Annotated in this window: 18 protein-coding genes; 11 read left to right on the forward strand and 7 right to left on the reverse strand. The window is 56.6% G+C overall.

All coding sequences use genetic code 11. The annotated features are described in order from the left end of the window. Window positions 1–66: 66 nt before the first annotated feature. The 4 genes from PJU76_RS03680 (at window position 67) to PJU76_RS03695 (ending at window position 3396) form a co-directional block, all read left to right on the forward strand. Window positions 67–831 carry a class I SAM-dependent methyltransferase gene (locus tag PJU76_RS03680; protein ID WP_271780528.1) on the forward strand — a complete coding sequence of 255 codons (765 nt, stop codon included), beginning with the start codon at window positions 67–69 and terminating at the stop codon, window positions 829–831. Window positions 832–880: 49 nt separating this feature from the next. After that, window positions 881–2293, forward strand: coding sequence for a 3-isopropylmalate dehydratase large subunit (gene leuC, locus PJU76_RS03685; RefSeq protein WP_271780529.1), 1413 nt, complete (start codon window positions 881–883; stop codon window positions 2291–2293). Window positions 2294–2440: 147 nt separating this feature from the next. Then, window positions 2441–3088, forward strand: coding sequence for a 3-isopropylmalate dehydratase small subunit (gene leuD / locus PJU76_RS03690; protein WP_271780530.1), 648 nt, complete (start codon window positions 2441–2443; stop codon window positions 3086–3088). Continuing rightward, window positions 3085–3396 (forward strand): hypothetical protein, encoded by a 312-nt coding sequence (locus PJU76_RS03695; RefSeq protein ID WP_064218510.1) that lies wholly within the window; start codon window positions 3085–3087, stop codon window positions 3394–3396. The genes leuD and PJU76_RS03695 overlap by 4 nt, the downstream gene beginning before the upstream one ends. Before the next feature lie 9 nt (window positions 3397–3405). Here PJU76_RS03695 and pdxH read toward each other — a convergent pair whose 3' ends face one another. Genes pdxH through PJU76_RS03710 form a run of 3 tightly spaced genes read right to left on the reverse strand, consistent with a single transcriptional unit; the run spans window position 3406 to window position 5489 of the window. Continuing rightward, window positions 3406–4062 carry a pyridoxamine 5'-phosphate oxidase gene (gene pdxH / locus PJU76_RS03700; RefSeq protein ID WP_271780531.1) on the reverse strand — a complete coding sequence of 219 codons (657 nt, stop codon included), beginning with the start codon at window positions 4060–4062 and terminating at the stop codon, window positions 3406–3408. 25 nt (window positions 4063–4087) lie between these two features. Then, window positions 4088–4747, reverse strand: coding sequence for a ribose-5-phosphate isomerase RpiA (gene rpiA, locus PJU76_RS03705; protein ID WP_215849979.1), 660 nt, complete (start codon window positions 4745–4747; stop codon window positions 4088–4090). Continuing rightward, entirely contained in the window at window positions 4737–5489 is a 753-nt protein-coding gene (locus PJU76_RS03710; protein ID WP_271780532.1) for a type 1 glutamine amidotransferase domain-containing protein, read from the reverse strand. Before PJU76_RS03710 ends, rpiA begins: the two co-directional genes overlap by 11 nt. 548 nt (window positions 5490–6037) lie before the next feature. Between PJU76_RS03710 and PJU76_RS03715 the strand changes: the two genes are divergently transcribed. The 7 genes from PJU76_RS03715 to PJU76_RS03745 all read left to right on the forward strand — a co-directional run bounded on the left by PJU76_RS03715 (window position 6038) and on the right by PJU76_RS03745 (window position 11752). Continuing rightward, window positions 6038–6358 (forward strand): hypothetical protein, encoded by a 321-nt coding sequence (locus PJU76_RS03715; protein ID WP_271780533.1) that lies wholly within the window; start codon window positions 6038–6040, stop codon window positions 6356–6358. Beyond that, window positions 6359–7324, forward strand: a complete 966-nt coding sequence (locus tag PJU76_RS03720; protein WP_271780534.1) for a COX aromatic rich motif-containing protein — start codon at window positions 6359–6361, stop codon at window positions 7322–7324. A gap of 18 nt (window positions 7325–7342) precedes the next feature. Beyond that, window positions 7343–9376 (forward strand): cbb3-type cytochrome c oxidase subunit I, encoded by a 2034-nt coding sequence (locus PJU76_RS03725; protein ID WP_271780535.1) that lies wholly within the window; start codon window positions 7343–7345, stop codon window positions 9374–9376. A gap of 167 nt (window positions 9377–9543) precedes the next feature. Continuing rightward, on the forward strand, window positions 9544–10179 hold the full coding sequence (locus PJU76_RS03730; protein WP_215860059.1) for a cytochrome c oxidase subunit 3: 636 nt from the start codon (window positions 9544–9546) through the stop codon (window positions 10177–10179). Beyond that, window positions 10176–10532: a cytochrome o ubiquinol oxidase subunit IV gene (locus PJU76_RS03735; RefSeq protein WP_215849975.1), complete on the forward strand. Its 357-nt coding sequence runs from the start codon at window positions 10176–10178 to the stop codon at window positions 10530–10532. The genes PJU76_RS03730 and PJU76_RS03735 overlap by 4 nt, the downstream gene beginning before the upstream one ends. Window positions 10533–10560: 28 nt before the next feature. Then, on the forward strand, window positions 10561–11505 hold the full coding sequence (locus PJU76_RS03740) for a heme o synthase (RefSeq protein ID WP_271780536.1): 945 nt from the start codon (window positions 10561–10563) through the stop codon (window positions 11503–11505). After that, window positions 11492–11752 carry a hypothetical protein gene (locus tag PJU76_RS03745; protein ID WP_271780537.1) on the forward strand — a complete coding sequence of 87 codons (261 nt, stop codon included), beginning with the start codon at window positions 11492–11494 and terminating at the stop codon, window positions 11750–11752. The genes PJU76_RS03740 and PJU76_RS03745 overlap by 14 nt, the downstream gene beginning before the upstream one ends. Here the strand turns inward: PJU76_RS03745 and PJU76_RS03750 are convergent. From PJU76_RS03750 to carA, 4 genes are read right to left on the reverse strand one after another with little or no spacing between them, the layout of a single operon-like run. Further along, window positions 11698–12537, reverse strand: a complete 840-nt coding sequence (locus PJU76_RS03750; RefSeq protein ID WP_271780538.1) for an undecaprenyl-diphosphate phosphatase — start codon at window positions 12535–12537, stop codon at window positions 11698–11700. The two genes, PJU76_RS03745 and PJU76_RS03750, sit on opposite strands and share 55 nt — an antisense overlap. 20 nt (window positions 12538–12557) lie before the next feature. Further along, window positions 12558–13034, reverse strand: coding sequence for a transcription elongation factor GreA (greA, locus tag PJU76_RS03755; protein WP_271780539.1), 477 nt, complete (start codon window positions 13032–13034; stop codon window positions 12558–12560). Between the two features lie 2 nt (window positions 13035–13036). Continuing rightward, window positions 13037–16270: a carbamoyl-phosphate synthase large subunit gene (gene carB, locus PJU76_RS03760; protein ID WP_271780540.1), complete on the reverse strand. Its 3234-nt coding sequence runs from the start codon at window positions 16268–16270 to the stop codon at window positions 13037–13039. After that, window positions 16263–17405, reverse strand: coding sequence for a glutamine-hydrolyzing carbamoyl-phosphate synthase small subunit (gene carA, locus PJU76_RS03765; RefSeq protein WP_271780541.1), 1143 nt, complete (start codon window positions 17403–17405; stop codon window positions 16263–16265). The genes carB and carA overlap by 8 nt, the downstream gene beginning before the upstream one ends. Window positions 17406–17582: the final 177 nt, after the last annotated feature.

Consider the following 17582-nt stretch of genomic DNA (forward strand, 5'->3'; position numbering starts at 1 on the left):
GTACCAGTTTAACAAGGCCTGTACGATGCATTCACGCCGTTAAAAACGACAGCGTAAGGATTGATCATGGACCAGCAAAAATTGGTAGATGCGCAGTTTGGTGTCGCCGCAATGGATTACCTGCGGAGCCCTACGCATGCGCAGGGGGCTGATCTGGAGCGGTTACGGGCGTTGGCCGATGGTCAGCGGGATTGGCGGGTGCTGGACCTCGGCTGTGGTGCGGGACACGCGAGCTTTGCGCTGGCGGGTGAGGTCATGGAGGTAACGGCTTATGATCTCTCGGCAGAGATGTTGGTGGTGGTGGCGGCCGAGGCGCAGCGGCGCAAGCTGGCGAATGTGCGGACGCAGCAAGGCGTGGCGGAAACTTTGCCTTTCGCCGATGCCCGCTTCGATCTGGTGGTGACCCGCTTCTCGGCGCACCACTGGGCGGATGTGCCGCGTGCCCTGCGGGAAGTACGGCGGGTGCTCCAACCGGAGGGCAGGCTGGTGGTGATCGATGTGATCGCACCGGAAACACCGCTGCTGGATACCCTGCTGCAAAGCATCGAAGTCTTGCGGGATGCCTCCCATGTGCGCGATTATCGGTACTCGGAGTGGGAAGCCATGCTGGTCCGGGCGGGTTTCGTTGTCAGCGACCGGCAGACCTGGAAATTGCCTTTGTGCTTTGAGAACTGGATAGGGCGTATGCGGACCCCGGAGTTGCGGGTCGCCGCGATCCGCAGTCTTTGCGCGGCTACCGCCACCGAGGTGCGGGACTATTTCGCCATTCAGCCGAACAACGATTGTGCCATAGATGCGGCCTGGATAGAGGCCGTACCCCCGCCTGCCTGACGCGGTCCGTCGGCGGACCGGAAACGACAACTTTCTGAGGAGACAAGTGGTGTCTGTAAAAACACTCTACGATAAATTATGGGAAAGCCACGTGGTCCATACGGAGCAGGACGGTGGGGTATTGCTCTATATCGACCGTCAGTTGTTGCACGAAGTGACCAGCCCGCAGGCCTTTTCCGGGTTGCGGGCGGCGGGCCGCAAGGCGTGGCGCATTGATGCCAATATCGCGACGGCCGACCACAACGTGCCGACCACTGATCGCGCCGCAGGGATTGCCGACGTCACCTCGCGCCTGCAGGTGGATACCCTCGACCAGAACTGTGCGGAGTTTGGCATCGAAGAATTTGGTATGCACGATAAGCGGCAGGGCATTGTTCACGTCATTGCACCGGAACAGGGCCTGACCCTGCCGGGCATGACGGTGGTCTGTGGGGACTCCCACACGGCGACCCATGGGGCGTTGGGGGCGCTGGCCTTTGGGATCGGCACCACCGAAGTGGAGCATGTGCTGGCGACCCAGTGCCTGTGGGCGCGCAAATCCAAATCCATGCGCATCTGGGTGGAAGGTGAATTGGGCAATGGGGTGACCGCGAAAGATCTGGTGCTGGCCATCATCGGACGAATCGGTACGGCGGGTGGCACCGGCTACGCCATCGAGTTTGCCGGACCTGCGGTGCAGGCACTGTCGGTTGAAGGTCGCATGACCCTGTGCAATATGGCCATTGAGGCGGGTGCGCGCTCGGGCATGGTGGGCGTAGATGCCGTCACCATCGATTATCTGCGTGGCCGTCCCTATGCCCCGATCGGCAAGGTCTGGGATCAGGCGGTTGCGGCCTGGGGCGAACTCCACAGCGACCCTGATGCGCAGTTCGACGCGGAGATTCGTCTGGAGGCTACGGATGTGGCACCTCAGGTCACCTGGGGCACCAGCCCGGAGATGGTGGTGGATATTTCCGCGCATGTCCCTGACCCTGCACTGGAAAAAGATCCGGTGCGGCGCAAGGGCTGGAGTGATGCGCTGGCTTACATGGATCTGGCGGCCGCAACACCCATCTCTTCGATAGCGCTGGACAAGGTATTCATCGGCTCCTGCACCAATGCCCGCATTGAAGACTTGCGGGCGGCGGCGGCGGTTGCCAGAGGCCATCACAAGGCCGCGTCGGTCAAGGCGGTGCTGGTAGTGCCGGGTTCCGGTCTGGTCAAGGCGCAGGCGGAGGCCGAAGGCCTGGACCGCATCTTCCGGGATGCCGGTTTTGAATGGCGGGAGCCGGGCTGCTCCATGTGTCTGGCCATGAATGCCGACCGCCTGGAACCGGGGGAGCGTTGCGCGAGCACCAGTAATCGCAATTTTGAAGGGCGTCAGGGTGCTGGCGGACGGACCCACCTGGTGAGCCCTGCCATGGCCGCAGCGGCTGCCATTGCCGGCCATTTTGTGGATGTACGTGACTGGGTCGTGCACTAAAAAACGCGCGCGGCACTGGTTACTGCGCCTCGCCTTGGGCTTGTGCAGTCTGGGCATGGTGGAGATCGGTATTTTTGCGGCAATCCGCGGCTGGTCAGCAGAATGTGCAGCCGTGGAGTATGTCGTACAGCATCGGATGGAGAGATAATGGAAGCCTTTACCGTAGTGGAAGCGGTGGTTGCGCCGCTGGATCGTCCCAACGTGGACACTGATGCAATTATCCCCAAGCAATTCCTCAAGACCATCGAGCGCAAGGGGCTGGGTAAGCACCTCTTTGACGCCTGGCGTTATCTGGAGCAGGATGGAAAGCAGGTAAATAACCCGGATTTCGTGCTCAATCAGCCCGCTTATGCGGGTGCACAGATCCTGTTGACTCGGGAAAACTTCGGCTGTGGTTCCAGTCGTGAACATGCGCCCTGGGCCCTGGCGGATTATGGCTTTCGGGCAGTGATTGCCCCGAGTTTCGCCGATATTTTCGCCAATAATTGCGTGCAGAATGGCATCCTGCTGGTGCGCCTGCCCATGGATGTGGTGGATCATCTCTTCCATGAAGTGGCGGCGAACCCCGGCTACCATCTGCGCATAGACCTACCGGCACAGGAAGTGCAGACCATGGGTGACAGCCGGTATCCCTTCCCCATGGATGCTGGCCACAAGCATAAACTGATGCATGGTCTGGATGACATCCAACTGACCTTGCAGCAGGAGGATGCCATCCGTGCTTACGAAACACAGCGGCGGCAAAGTGCCCCGTGGCTGTTTCGCGATGAATCTCCCAGGAGCGGGCAGATATGATTCAGGAACAGCAGGAAGAGGAGGGTGGACTGCCGCCCCTGCGTTCAGATGCGGTCATCCTTGCGGCCAAAACTAAACGAGGCAAACTTTGTAGGGTGATTGACAACACCGTCTCGGCACCCCGTGAGGAATTGGAAGCCCTGCTCAACGACCTTATTGAGCAGGAGCACTTCGGACCTTCGGGATTGAGTGTGGCGGGGGGTAACACGATCAGTATCGGTGCCCCGCAGTCTGCCCACGTGCAACTGGGGGGAAATATCTATCGGATGATCGTGGTGGATTACGAGGCGCGACTGGAGGAGTTTTAGCGCTGCTTCTCAGGGCATCAGCCGCTGAATCATCCAGACTCCACCGGTATCTTCCGAGCGCTGGTAAAGAAAGCGATCATGCAGTCGGCTGCGCCGCCCCTGCCAGAACTCAAAGCGTTCTGGTAACAGGCGATAGCCGCCCCAGGCGGGATTGCGAGGGACGTCGCCAGTCGGGTAACGGGCCTGTAAATCGATTACCCGCTGTTCCAGTGCAGCGCGATTGGCGATGGGTCGGCTCTGCTCGGAGGCGGCAGCGGCAAAACGGCTGCTGCCGGGGCGTTGCTGAAAATAGGCCTCTGCCTCGGCATCGCTGAGCCTCTCGACCGGCCCGTTTACACGCACCTGTCGATCATTCTCCGGCCAGTAAAATACTGCGGCTGCCTGCGGATTCACCGCCAGTTCCTGCCCCTTCTGACTGCGTTGATCGGTGTACCAGCACAGACCACGTTCGTCAAAATGTTTGAGAAGGACGAAGCGGACGTCAGGGTGCCCCTCTGCGTCCGCTGTCGCTAACGCCATGGCCGTTGCATCAAAGTTGCCCGCTTCTGTTGCTGCCGCCAGCCAGTCAGCGAACTGGCGGAAGGGATCGGTATTCAGATCCCGGCGATGCAACTCGCCGTGAATGAAGTCACGGCGGGTGCCGCGGTGGTCTATTTCGCCTTCCATATTGCCCCCGGTCGCTTGTTACCACTTACGCCTTGCGTTCGATGACTCCGTCAGCACTGCCAAACAGCATCACATCCGCACGCCGATGGGCAAATATGCCGTTGTCCAGCACGCCCGGAATCGCATTGATGCTTTCTTCCATCCGCAACGGGTCAGAGAGATCGAGTCCGGTGACGTCGAGGATGACATTGCCATTGTCCGTCGTGACGCCATTGCGCAGGGTGGGGCTGCCACCGAGTTTCACCAGTTGCCGGGCGACAAAGCTGCGGGCGAAAGGAATCACTTCCACGGGCAGGGGGAATTTGCCGAGCATCGGTTTGTCCTTGCTGACATCCGCGATGCAGACGAAGAGGCGGGCAGCACTGGCGACAACCTTTTCACGGGTAAGGGCGCCGCCGCCACCCTTGATGAGGCGGAAGTGCGGATCGACCTCATCAGCACCATCGACGTAGACCGGGATATCGCCGGTACCATTGAGGTCGAGCACGTTGAGGCCTTGCGCCTTGAGGCGGTTTTCGGTGGCGACGCTGGAAGCCACATAGCCGTCCACATGGATATTGGCGGCACCCAGCGCCTCGATGAAGAAGTTGGTGGTGGAGCCGGTACCTACCCCGACGACCATGCCGGGCTGGATGTAGCGTAAGGCTGCCTCGGCCGCCATTTTTTTGAGTGCATCAGCATTCATAGTGTTTTCCTTTGGGTGTTGGTGTGGAGGGGAGACGTTGTATAAAAGCATGGGTGAGTGCCGCCGCAGAGGCCGGATTCTGGCCGCTGAGGATAAGGTGGTCGGTGGCGATATGGCTTTGCCACGGAGCGCCGGTGCTCACCCGAAAGCCTTCCTGCCGCAGGCGATTTTCCAGCGTATAAGGCCAGCGTCCGGCCAGCGATGTCGCCGATTCCTCCGCAGCACTGAAGCAGGTCACCTGTTGTCCGCAGAATGGCGAACGCTTTGCGCCGCCACAGGTGGCCAGGAGTGCCGCCGTGCCGTGACAAAGGGTGGCGATGGGCTTTGCCGCCGCCACGCAGTGGCGCAGTAACCGGTCCACGCTGGCTGCCTGACAGAGGTCCATGAGCGGCCCGTTGCCTCCGGGAATGAAAACGCCGATTAATGTGTCCAGATCTTTGCCCGTCAGCACATCTAACTCAATGGGTGTGTGCAAGTCCGTTATTTGCCTGACGGCGTCACATAAACAGGCGGCCTTGCTGTAGTCTCCACCGAGCGTGGCCGGGTCCAGACTCTCGGCATCGACTGGCGGCGGTACACCGTCTGGGGTGGCTAGCTGGGGTCGCCACCCTGCTTTGCGCAGTATCTGCCAGGGTGTTACCAGTTCTTCCGCCCAGAAGCCGGTAGTTACTTCTGTGCCATCGTTGAGGCGAAGACGCTGCGCTGAACTGAGCAGAATCAGGACGAAAGGTTGGGTATTCATGCCGCAAGTCTAACATGGTCAGCAGGCAAGGAAAGGGTGGGTTCGGTATGGGCAGTTTTATCTATGTGCTACTCCGTAATGACCTTGCGCAAATGACTTTTGGGTGGCAGACCAGGAGTGGATCAGTAATTTGTGTGTCTGTGTATTGCGATCCCTTCGGCGGAGTGTATGGCTGGTTTTTGACAAAAATAACGCTAGAAGATATTTTTATTAGGTTATAACCATCTATAAATAAAATATTTAGATTCTAAAATATTTTGTTTATGGTGTTTGCGGCATGTCAATCATGATTTGTATCTAGCTGATTTTATTTGCATTCAATATCAATAATTTATTGAGATATAATTATATTTTAATATGAAATGTTGCCTGTGTGCGTTGATAATTAGCACTTGCTTAACCCCAAAAATATTTGTGGCAAATTTCTATTGCTTTGCGCTGCCTGCTGGAATAGTTTTACAACCAAGCAGTCAATAAGAATAAAAAAGTATAAGTTTATACTATTTACCCTGGTGTAGTACCTTTGTGCGCACGCAAGGAATGTGATTATGAAACTGCAAGCATCGGCGTCAGTATCTGCTGATAATCCATTATTCTGGTTCTTTTGGCCACCGCCTACTGTCCGAGGCATCGCGAGTCTGCTGTTTCTTCTCGCCTCGCCTATCGCCCTTGCCAAGATGTTCTTTCTCGTTTGGTTTTTCACCATCTATGTGTTCTTCGACGGCGCCCGTTCGTCTAGTGGATTGGTTTCCAGGAATTTCGGTAACTTGTTGAATCGTCTGCTAATCGATATCGGGGAAAGTAATCGGATAGTGACCGCTATCCTGTCATATCGCGGATGGTCTGTAGTCCGCCAGGGAGAAATATAAATGCAAGTGAAGTGGAGGAATAACCTGAAAAACGGGTGGCGCTATGCCGCCCTCGCGCCGATTCTGCTGCTCGACGGCTGCGCTGGTAGCCCCTATTGGATATTCGATCCAAAAGGATTGATGGCCGATACCAGTCTGTTTTATCTGCTGGTGGATGTCGGAATCATGGGTACTATCGTTGGGCTGACTGCCCTGTTGGTTGTCTGGTTCATGTGGCGCTATCAGAAGGGTAAAAACCGGGGAAAATATGATCCTGTCTGGTCCCACTCCAATACTATTGAAGTGGTTGTCTGGGGTATTCCCATCATGGCCGTCGGCGTTTTGTCATATTTTGCCGTAGTCGGGACCTTCGAAATAAATCCGTATAATCCGACAATTATTGCCAAACATCGGAAGCCTGCAAGTGATCCGGTCGAGGTGGATGTCATTGCTACCGACTGGCAGTGGCTCTTTGTCTATCCGCAGTATCATATGGCCGTAGCCAATGAACTGGTGCTGCCTGCGCATACCCCGGTATTTTTCCGTTTGACCTCGACCGCCGTGACCACAACGTTCTTTATCCCGCAACTGGTAGGCATGATTGACGTCATGCCCGGCATGCGTACGAAAAATGCCCTGGAAAGCAGCAATATCGGGGAATATCAAGGGATCGCTTCGGATTATGCCGGCGCAGGTACCTCGTGGATGACTTTCAAGACCAAAATATTGAGTTCAGCCGACTTTGGTCAATGGGTGCAAAGGGTGCGGCAATCCCCGACATCCATGACCTACACCAGCTTCAATAATTACGCTGACCCATATATCAATGTGCATCACAAGGTGGCGTATTTTTCGTCGGTGCAGGATGGTTTGTTTGATCATGTCATCGACGAGGTCATGAATGGAAAAACCTGGCCTATCCCGCCAATGATGACGGAAAACATGGTGGCGTATATGCAGAAGCAAAACGCCCAACATCGCGACTAGCAACAGGAGGATTGAGTGATGCTCGTAGATTTAGCCGGAGGCTGGAACCCCATGTTGGGGCGCCTTGCCTGGTCTCAGATTCCTTATGACAACCCCATCCTGGCCCCACTGTTTGTCGCGGTGGTCATCGGGGCCATTCTGGTGCTGGGTCTGATCACTTACTATGGGAAATGGACCTACCTGTGGAAGGAATGGCTGACCACTGTGGATCATAAAAAGCTGGGTGTGATGTACATCCTCATCGGTTTAGTGATGCTGTTCCGTGGTTTCATTGATGGCCTGATGATCCGGACGCAGCAGGCCTGGGCCGTAGGCGCGCATTCCTCGGGGGTGTTCGGCGCAACGCACGGCTACTTGACCCCATTCCATTTCGGTCAGATCTACAGTGCTCATGGGGTGATCATGATTCTGCTGGCGGCCACGCCGTTGCTGGTCGGTTTCATGAACATCATTGTGCCGATTCAAATCGGTGCTCGCGATATGGCCTATCCCTACCTGAACGCTTTGGGGCTGTGGCTTACCGCCGCGGCGGGGGCATTGATCATGATTTCTCTGTTCGTTGGCGATTTCGCGCACAACGGCTGGTTTGGATATGCGCCGATTTTTGAGTTGCAATATAGTCCAGGCGTGGGCGTGGATTACTGGATATGGACCATGGAACTGGTGGCGCTGGGTACCACTCTGGGCGGCATCAACATTCTGGCGACCATCATCAAGATGCGTGCACCGGGCATGACCTGGGGTCGATTGCCAATCTTTGTCTGGGCCACACTCTCTGCGAACGTGATTGCGCTGACTTCCTTCCCTGCATTGCAGGTGGCACTTGCATTGATTGCTGCAGATCGTTATCTGGGTGCCCATTTTTTTACGGCAGGTCTGGGCGGTAATCTGATGCTCTACACCAACCTGTTCTGGATCTGGGGTCATCCGGAAGTCTATTTCGTGATTCTTCCGGCTTTCGGCATGATGTCGGAAATCTTCCCGATCTTCTCGGAGAAGCCACTGTTTGGTTATATCACCATGGTGCTGGCCAGTATGGCTATTGCCGGCGTTTCCTGGCTGGTCTGGTTGCACCACTTCTTTACCATGGGCGCGGGTCCTTACGTCAACAGCGCTTTCAGTGTGGCCACCATGCTGGTCGGTATCCCTACCGGTGTGAAGGTGTTTAACTGGGCATTTACCATGTATCGCGGTCGCCTGACCTTTAACGCCGCCATGCTGTGGGCTATCGGCGCACTTTTTCTGTTGCTGATAGGCGGGCTGACCGGCATGATGCTGGCTGTTCCGGCCATCAATTATATGGTCCACAACAGCGTTTTTGTGGTCGCGCACTTCCACACCATGCTGCTGGTGATTGTGTATGCCATTTTTGCTTCGGTAATCTACTGGTTTCCGAAGGTCTTCGGTTTCAAGCTGGATGAGTTTTGGGCAAAGACTATGTTCTGGCTTTTCTCCGCCGGTACGGTACTGGTGTTCGTGCCTATGTACATGCTCGGTTTTATGGGTATGACCCGGCGTTTGGATTACGTGTTCAACACCGTCTGGCACCCTTATCTTCTGGTGATGGAATTCGGTATTGCGGTTTATATGCTGTCCGTCCTCGCATTTGTTGCGCTGCTTTATGTCAGCATTCGCGATCATGTAAAAAATCAGGTTGGTGCTGATGCCTGGGGTACCTCCCGCTCGCTGGAGTGGCTTACCCATTCCCCTGTGCCGTTTTATAACTTTGCCGTATTGCCGCATATCAGTGCGCGTGATGAAGTGGCTTGGCGGCGTGATAACGGCATCGATCATGTCCAACCTGATCACTATGAGGATATCCATATGCCGAATAATACCGGTGTGGCCATTATCCTCGGTGGCCTGACTTTTGTACTGGGTTTCGCTCTGGTATGGCGTATCTGGTGGCTTTGTGCCCTTTCTTTGCTAGCAGTTGTCGCGCTTGTGATCTATCGCTCCTTCAAGGGCGATCCGGGTTACATCATTACGGCGGCGGAAGTGGAAAAGATGGAAAAAGAAGCCCTGCGCCGTGAAGCACAGATTAGCAAATAGCGTCTTGTGGGTGGGGCAAGGGCCTAGGATGTTCTGATCCGCCGCTACTGGCTTCGCAACCCGGCTCATCAGTGTGGGGCCGGATCAGCGCGGTGGATGATTATTCTGATGGGTGGTGGCCGGGGCATTGGTTACCGGTTAAAGAGCAACAGATTGAGGAGGTTCTTATGAGTTCTCATGCCAGTAATGTGGATCCAAAAACGGCAGAGTTATGGGATAAAAGTCACTATCAGCATGACGTGATCTCCACTCGCACCTTTGGTTATTTCATGTATCTGCTGAGCGACGGCATGCTGTTTGCGACACTTTTTGCCGCTTATGGCGTACTGAGTTACCAGCACAGTTATTTTGGTGGCCCTACCCCGGCCGACTTTGTAAAGCCATGGTATACCTTTGCCCAGACTATGGCGTTGTTTCTCAGTGTATTGGCTTATGGCCTTGGTATGAACGCACTCAAGCACAAAAACAAAAGCGGGGTAATTAACGGGTTGCTCGCGGCTCTTGTGTTGGGTGTATTGTTTCTGGCACTGGATATCCATGACATGACGCATTTGGCGTCATTGGGCATCACCGTAGCGACCAGTGGCGGGGTGTCTGCGTTTATCGTCCTGACCCAGGTGCATGCCACCCATGTTTTCTTCGGGTTGATCTGGATTTTGGTCATGATGGCGCAGGTGTTGACCAAGGGCTTTACTACCGAGGTGGTGGGCCGGCTGTTGACGCTGCGTATGTTTTGGCATTTGCAGGCCATTATTTGGGTATTTGTGTATGTATTCGTTTATTTGTGGGGGTATATGTCATGAGTCACGATCAGGATGATCCGACGCTGCATCCAGAAGTGCAGATGTCCACGTCCCAGGGATATTTCTCAGGATTCGCGATTTCCAGCATTCTGATGCTTGTCGCTACTTTTTTGGTGACATCGCATGCCGTGCCACCATTTGGGTTGTTGATGGTTATCTCGGCTTGCGCGGGTATGGCGATTATCGCGCAGATTTACTTTCTGCTGCATATCGATATTTCCGAACATAATATCTGGAATACCGTAGCTTTGGTGCTGTTCATACCGCTCTTTTTGATTACTATTGGTTTGACCTGGTGGATGTTCTCGCAACTATACCTGCACACGATGATCATGCCTGGCATGACACACTGACAGAGCGAAACCCAGAGGCTTCGGTATCATGTTAAAAGAAGGATTAAACACGAACAATCTCGACGATCTTTCCGGGCAGCGGTTGCGGCCGTCGCTCCTCAGCGATCTCTGGGTTCTGGCCAAAGCGCGGGTGGTTTCTCTGCTGGTCTTCACTGCCGCGGTGGGCGAGATTCTCGCCCCCAACGTCCTTATCCACTGGGAGTCAGCGCTCGCTGGTCTGGTTGGCATCGCGCTGGCCGGCGGGGCAGGGGGCGTCCTCAACCAGATCGTCGAACCCGCCCTCGACCAGCACATGCACCGCACCCTCCACCGGCCGCTGGCCGAAGGGCGCGTCAGCCGCACTGGCGCCATCCTGTATGCCGCCGTCCTGATGGGTGCCGCCATCGCCATCCTCGCCTGGGGCAGCAACCCTCTGACCCTGGTGCTGACCCTGGTGGGCACCGTCGGCTACGGCGTCGTCTATACCCTCTACCTCAAGCCCAGCACCCCCTGGAACATCGTTTGGGGTGGTCTCGCCGGTGCCTTACCGCCGCTGATTGGCTGGAGCGCCATCACCGGCAGTCTCGCCGCGCTGCCCCTGGTTCTCGTCCTGCTGGTTTTCGTCTGGACCCCCGCGCACTTCTGGCCACTGGCCATTTGCTGTCGGCAAGACTATGCCAAGGCCTGCATCCCCATGCTCCCGGTAACCCACGGCGTGGATCGCACCCGCAAGGAGGTCCTGAACTATGCCGTCCTCACCTGGATCGTCAGTCTGGTTCCCGCCTATCTTACCGGTGACTGGGTGTATGGCGCTATTGCCGCGCTCTCTGGTGCCTGGTTTGTAAGGATGGCCCTGCACCTCAAAGCCCTGCCGGAAGGCCAGGAGATGGACCGCTACGCCCGGCGGATGTTCGCCTACTCCATCTCCTACCTCTTCCTGCTCTTTACGGCCCTGATTCTGGGTAAACTGGTGATGGGTTATGGCTTCTTCTGAGACCCGCCCTCGCGGCAAAGGCCGCGCCAAAGGCGCGCCCATGAGCCCGCTCGAAAAGCGGGCCGTGAGTGGTTTGAGTTTCATCTACGTGGCGCGCATGCTCGGTCTTTTTATGCTGATGCCCGTACTGGCGCTGGATAATGAGCAGCTCCGCCACAGCACACCACTCCTGCTGGGCCTGGCCATCGGCATCTACGGACTGGCCCAGGCCGCAATGAGTGCTAGCGCGCCAAAGGCGATGCAATAGATACCAAAGGGCCGCAACGCTTTGACTTCATGCCGGTGGAAATAATGCATCAGGAACCAGACTGAGGCCCAGGCGCAGGTTCCTGATAACAGACCGGCAAGGAATATGGTGTCCATCAGTCCGGAAGGTAGCTGGGCGTGGAGGAGTTTGGGTACCTCCAGCAGCCCTGCTGCCGCAATAATGGGGGTGGCGAGGAGGAAGGAAAATTTTGCGGAATTTTCATAGTCCAATCCTACACCAATACCAGCCACCAACGTCGCACCCGAACGTGAAAATCCGGGAATCAACGCGAGGGACTGGGCGAATCCTATGCCGATAGCCCGTATCCAACTCAGATTGTCCAGTGAATGGCTGGGTTGCCGCGCGCGCAAGCGATCTCCCCAGATGAGCATGATGCCGTTAATCATCAGCGCAACCGCAGCAAAGGTGAAACCACCGAACAGATCTTTGATTTTATGGGCGAGGGCAAGACCTAGTAAGCCGGCAGGTATGGAGGCGATGAAGAGGATCCATAACAGCCGTGACTGGGGATTGCTGGAATGTCCACGTGCGCGAATGAAACCACCCAGCAGCGCCGCCCAGTCGCGCCAGAAGAACAAGAGCAATGCCGTGGCTGTGGCGAGGTGGAGCACGACCACAAAGGGCAGAAACCACTCAGCATCCCGGTTGATGGGCCAATGGAGAAGTGCCGGTACCAGGATAACGTGACCTAGACTGGAGATGGGAAATAGTTCCGTAACACCTTGCAGCACGGCCAGGAAAAGTAAGTAGATATGTTGTGTCAATCTTTTTCCTTCTACACATATTACACGTAGCGTACGGCGAGAATGGTGTACTCCCGCGTTCCACCGGGAGCGCGCACTTCAACCGGGTCGCCTTGGTGCTTGCCGATAAGCGCACGCGCAATGGGGGAGCTAATGGATATCTTATTTTCCTTGAGGTCGGCCTCGGCATCACCCACGATCTGGTAGGTCACCTCGTTGCCTTCCGCATCCTCTAGATCCACGGTGGCTGCAAAAACAATTTTTCCTCCTGTATGCAATGCCTTGGGATCAATGACTTGGGCGCGGGCCAGATGGTCTTCCACCTCACGAATACGTCCCTCGATAAACGCTTGTTGTTCTTTGGCGGCGTCATATTCGGCATTTTCCGAGAGATCACCCTTGGCGCGCGCCTCGGCGATTGCTTCAATAACGGTGGGCCGCTCCACGGATTTGAGGCGATGTAACTCATCGCGCAGACGCTGGGCACCAATAACGGTCATGGGGATTTTGTCGCTCATATCTACCTCGTGCTGGTGTTTGTCTGGTTCAGATCCTGCAACCGGAGGACACTGCGTTCCTCCGTCATCAGAGCGTGAATGGCAGCAGCGCCGGCGATGGCGCCCGCCAGGGTGGTATAGTAGGTCAATCCCATTTGCAGCGCTGCACGACGGATGCTAAAAGAGTCGCGCACCGATTGCCGTTCATCTACGGTGTTGATGATGATCTGCACCTTACCGTTTTTGATCGCATCGACGATGTGGGGACGGCCTTCAGTCACCTTGTTGACCGCGGTGACATCCAGATCTTCCCCATGCAGAAAAGCGGCGGTGCCCTTGGTGGCGATCAGCTTAAAGCCGAGTTCGGACAATGTCCGTGCCGCAGGGATAAGGCCTTTCTTGTCTGCGTCGCGGACGCTGAGAAAAACTGTGCCGGAGCGCGGGAAGTGTTCACCGGCACCGATCTGTGCCTTGAGAAAAGCCTCGCCGAAACTGGCACCGATGCCCATCACCTCGCCGGTAGACTTCATTTCGGGCCCCAGCAGTACATCCACGCCGGGGAATTTGATGAAGGGGAAGACGGCTTCCTTAACGCTGAAATGGGGCGGATTGAGAATCTGAGGAATACCCTGTGCCGCTAGCGACTTCCCGGTCATGCAGCGGGAGGCAATTTTGGCCAGAGGCCAGCCGGTGGCCTTGGAGACGAAAGGCACCGTCCGTGAGGCGCGCGGGTTCACCTCCAGCACATAGATGCGCTCTTCCTGAACGGCAAACTGACAGTTCATCAGGCCCACCACACCGAGCGCCAGGGCCAGTTCCACGGTCTGTCGCCGGAGTTCGTCCTGAATGGCTGGGGACAGGGAGTAGGGTGGTAGGCAACAGGCGGAGTCGCCGCTGTGCACACCTGCCTGTTCAATGTGCTCCATGATCCCCGCCACGACCACTTGTTGCTGACTATCGGCGACGGCATCAACGTCCACCTCCAGGGCGTCATTAAGGAAACGATCCAGGAGAATGGGCTGATCATTGGAGATACGCACAGCCTCTATCATATAACGTTCGAGGTCATCTTCGTCGTAGACGATACGCATCGCGCGACCACCCAGTACATAAGAAGGACGCACTACCAGCGGATAGCCCAATGCGCGGGCTTTGCTCAGGGCCTCCGGGGCGCTCCGCGCAATGGCGTTTTCCGGCTGCCGCAGGTTAAGACGCTGCAAAAGTTGCTGGAAGCGTTCGCGATCTTCAGCCAGATCGATGGAATCCGGGGTGGTGCCGACGATAGGTACACCGGCGGCTTCCAGATCATTGGCGAGCTTCAGTGGCGTTTGACCACCAAACTGGACGATCACGCCCTGGGGCTTTTCGACAGCGACGATTTCGAGGACATCTTCCAGAGTGAGCGACTCGAAATACAGGCGGTCGGAGGTGTCATAGTCGGTGGACACAGTCTCCGGATTGCAGTTGACCATGATGGTCTCAAAGCCGTCTTCATGCAGGGCCATGGCCGCATGCACGCAACAATAGTCAAACTCGATACCCTGCCCAATTCGATTGGGGCCACCTCCCAGAATCATGATCTTGGGCTTGTTACCGGGCTCTGCCTCACATTCCATCTCATAGGTGGAATAGAGGTAGGGTGTGGGTGAACGGAATTCGGCGGCGCAGGTGTCCACCCGCTTGTAGACGGGGCGGATACCCAGCTTCTGGCGATGCTCCCGCAGGAGTTGCTCGCGGCAGCCCAGCAGGCGGGCGAGGCGACGGTCCGAGAAGCCCATGCCTTTGAGGGCGCGGAGCCGAGCGTTATCGAGACTCGCCAGAGGGAGGCCGCGCAAATTCTCTTCCGTTTGGACGATCTCGAAAATCTGTTCCAGGAACCAGGGGTCAATGTGGGTGATACGTTGCAGGCTTTCCTGATCCCACCCACGCCGTATGGCATCCGCCAGATACCAGAGGCGATCGGCGCCGGGGACCCTTAACTCTTGCTCCAGCTTTTGCTGGGTGTCTGGATCATTCCCGATGAGTTTCTCATCAAGACCATCCACGCCTGTCTCCAGACCGCGCAGCGCCTTTTGCAGCGATTCCTGGAAGCTGCGGCCAATGGCCATCACCTCACCTACCGACTTCATCTGAGTAGTCAGATGGGCGTCAGCCTCCGGAAATTTCTCGAAGGCGAAGCGGGGGATTTTGGTGACCACATAATCGATGGTCGGTTCGAAGCTCGCCGGCGTCGCCTGGGTGATGTCATTGCGCAGCTCGTCTAGGGTATAACCCAGCGCGAGTTTGGCGGCAATTTTGGCAATGGGAAATCCGGTGGCCTTGGAGGCCAGCGCCGATGACCGCGACACCCGTGGATTCATCTCAATGACGATCAGCCGCCCGTCTTCGGGGTTGACAGCAAACTGTACATTAGAACCGCCAGTATCTACGCCGATACGGCGCAGTACAGCGATAGCGGCGTCGCGCATGCGCTGATATTCACGATCAGTGAGGGTCTGGGCGGGGGCTACGGTGATGGAGTCCCCGGTATGAATACCCATGGGATCGAGATTCTCGATCGAGCAGACAATGATGCAGTTATCCGCCCGGTCGCGCACCACCTCCATCTCAAATTCTTTCCAGCCGATAATGGATTCTTCGATGAGAATTTCGTGGGTAGGGCTGGTCTCCAGACCACGGGCAGCTATTTCCTCAAACTCCTCGCGGTTATAGGCAATGCCGCCGCCGGTGCCACCCAAGGTGAAGGAGGGCCGGATGATGACCGGGTAACCGATATCTTCGGCGATCTGCCGTGCGCCTTCCATGTCATGACCGAAAGCCGAACAAGCCACCTCCAGGCCGATCTCTTCCATGGCTTTTTTGAACAGGCCACGATCTTCTGCTTCCCGGATGGCCTCGACCGAGGCGCCGATGAGACGGACGCCATACTGCTTCAGTATCCCCTCCCGGTGCAGATCCAGGGCGCAGTTGAGCGCCGTTTGACCGCCCATGGTGGGGAGGATGGCGTCGGGGCGTTCCATGGCGATGATGCGCGCCACGGTTTGCCACTCGATGGGTTCGATGTAGGTGGCATCCGCCGTCTGTGCATCGGTCATGATGGTGGCGGGATTGGAGTTGACCAGAATGACGCGGCAACCTTCTTCCCGCAGCGCCTTGCAGGCCTGGACACCGGAATAATCGAATTCGCAGGCCTGCCCGATGATGATGGGGCCAGCGCCAATGAGGAGGACGCTTTTGATATCCTGATACTTAGGCATGCTGACGGCCCCCGTGCTGGTTCATGGCGTGAACGAAGTCGTCAAAAATCACACTGGCGTCATGGGGGCCGGGTCCGGCCTCTGGATGCCCCTGAAAAGAAAAGACGGGTAGGTCCCGATGTGCCATACCCTGTAAACTACCGTCAAACAGAGAGATGTGTGTCGCAATCAGGCAATCAGGCAAGGTATCCCCATCCACCGCAAAACCATGGTTCTGGCTGGTGATCAGTACCCGGCCGCTACGCAGATCCTTGACTGGATGGTTAGCCCCATGGTGCCCAAATTTCATCTTGTTGGTTCTGGCACCCAGGGCCAGTCCCAGTAACTGATGTCCCAGGCAGAGCCCGAAGGTGGGAATGCCTGTGGCGATGATCTGACGCATGGCCTCTTTGGCATAGTCGAGGGCTGCAGGATCGCCGGGGCCGTTGGAGAAGAGTACACCATCCGGGAGCAGGTCAATGACCTCGGCAGCCGCAGTGCGGGCTGGCACGACGGTTACCCGGCAGGCACGATCGGCCAGCAGTCGCAGGATATGCCGTTTAGTGCCAAAGTCGTAAACCACCACATGGCGCTGTGACCGGGTGACGGGTTGTGCGTGATAGCCCTGATCGGGAGCGCCGCTGGCGAGATTCCAGGTGCCTGTCTCCCGGCAACTCACATCCTGTACCAGATCCCGACCAAGGAGGCCGGGGAAGGTACGCGCCGCAGCAAGGGCGTCGTCATCGTTGACCGCTTCTCCGACGAGGACGGCAGCATTCTGAGCGCCGCCATCCCGCAACCTGCGGGTCAGGGCGCGGGTGTCGATCTCGGCAATGCCGGGGGTCTGGTGTGTTTGCAAGAAAGCATGCAGAGTTTGAGTGCTGCGCCAACTACTGGGGGTGCGCGGCAGGTTGCGTACGACCAGGGCAGAGCAATGTATCCGGGCACCTTCCATGTCCTCCGGATTGACGCCCGTATTGCCAATATGCGGATAAGTGAGCGTAACGATCTGCCCCCGATATGAGGGATCAGAAAGGATTTCCTGGTAACCACTCATGGCGGTGTTAAAGCAAAGCTCTCCCACTGCCAATCCAATGGCACCAAAGCCTTTACCGCGATAGATGCTGCCGTCTGCCAATGCCAGGACCGCCTGCACGCCCCACCTCGCCAACATTAAAGAGGATGCAAAAAAAGGGAGGGGGTCCCCTCCCACGTAGATATCGTCTATTCTAAGGACCTGAAAGGAAGTGGTCAACGCACTATTGCTAGGCTGCACGGTGTAACGGTCATCTCATGTGGGCGTTTTAAGGACATTGGTAGAGATAAGCTTTTG

The organism is Acidithiobacillus ferriphilus (assembly GCF_028215975.1).
Lineage (GTDB): Bacteria > Pseudomonadota > Gammaproteobacteria > Acidithiobacillales > Acidithiobacillaceae > Acidithiobacillus > Acidithiobacillus ferriphilus.

What these genes read in the sequence shown, in the direction of transcription:
- PJU76_RS03680 (WP_271780528.1), top strand. Translation starts at nt 67, where the DNA reads ATGGACCAGCAAAAATTGGTAGATGCGCAGTTTGGTGTCGCCGCAATG.
- leuD (WP_271780530.1), top strand. Translation starts at nt 2,441, where the DNA reads ATGGAAGCCTTTACCGTAGTGGAAGCGGTGGTTGCGCCGCTGGATCGT.
- PJU76_RS03695 (WP_064218510.1), top strand. Translation starts at nt 3,085, where the DNA reads ATGATTCAGGAACAGCAGGAAGAGGAGGGTGGACTGCCGCCCCTGCGT.
- pdxH (WP_271780531.1), bottom strand. Translation starts at nt 4,062, where the DNA reads ATGGAAGGCGAAATAGACCACCGCGGCACCCGCCGTGACTTCATTCAC.
- rpiA (WP_215849979.1), bottom strand. Translation starts at nt 4,747, where the DNA reads ATGAATGCTGATGCACTCAAAAAAATGGCGGCCGAGGCAGCCTTACGC.
- PJU76_RS03710 (WP_271780532.1), bottom strand. Translation starts at nt 5,489, where the DNA reads ATGAATACCCAACCTTTCGTCCTGATTCTGCTCAGTTCAGCGCAGCGT.
- PJU76_RS03715 (WP_271780533.1), top strand. Translation starts at nt 6,038, where the DNA reads ATGAAACTGCAAGCATCGGCGTCAGTATCTGCTGATAATCCATTATTC.
- PJU76_RS03720 (WP_271780534.1), top strand. Translation starts at nt 6,359, where the DNA reads ATGCAAGTGAAGTGGAGGAATAACCTGAAAAACGGGTGGCGCTATGCC.
- PJU76_RS03725 (WP_271780535.1), top strand. Translation starts at nt 7,343, where the DNA reads ATGCTCGTAGATTTAGCCGGAGGCTGGAACCCCATGTTGGGGCGCCTT.
- PJU76_RS03730 (WP_215860059.1), top strand. Translation starts at nt 9,544, where the DNA reads ATGAGTTCTCATGCCAGTAATGTGGATCCAAAAACGGCAGAGTTATGG.
- PJU76_RS03735 (WP_215849975.1), top strand. Translation starts at nt 10,176, where the DNA reads ATGAGTCACGATCAGGATGATCCGACGCTGCATCCAGAAGTGCAGATG.
- PJU76_RS03740 (WP_271780536.1), top strand. Translation starts at nt 10,561, where the DNA reads ATGTTAAAAGAAGGATTAAACACGAACAATCTCGACGATCTTTCCGGG.
- PJU76_RS03745 (WP_271780537.1), top strand. Translation starts at nt 11,492, where the DNA reads ATGGCTTCTTCTGAGACCCGCCCTCGCGGCAAAGGCCGCGCCAAAGGC.
- greA (WP_271780539.1), bottom strand. Translation starts at nt 13,034, where the DNA reads ATGAGCGACAAAATCCCCATGACCGTTATTGGTGCCCAGCGTCTGCGC.
- carB (WP_271780540.1), bottom strand. Translation starts at nt 16,270, where the DNA reads ATGCCTAAGTATCAGGATATCAAAAGCGTCCTCCTCATTGGCGCTGGC.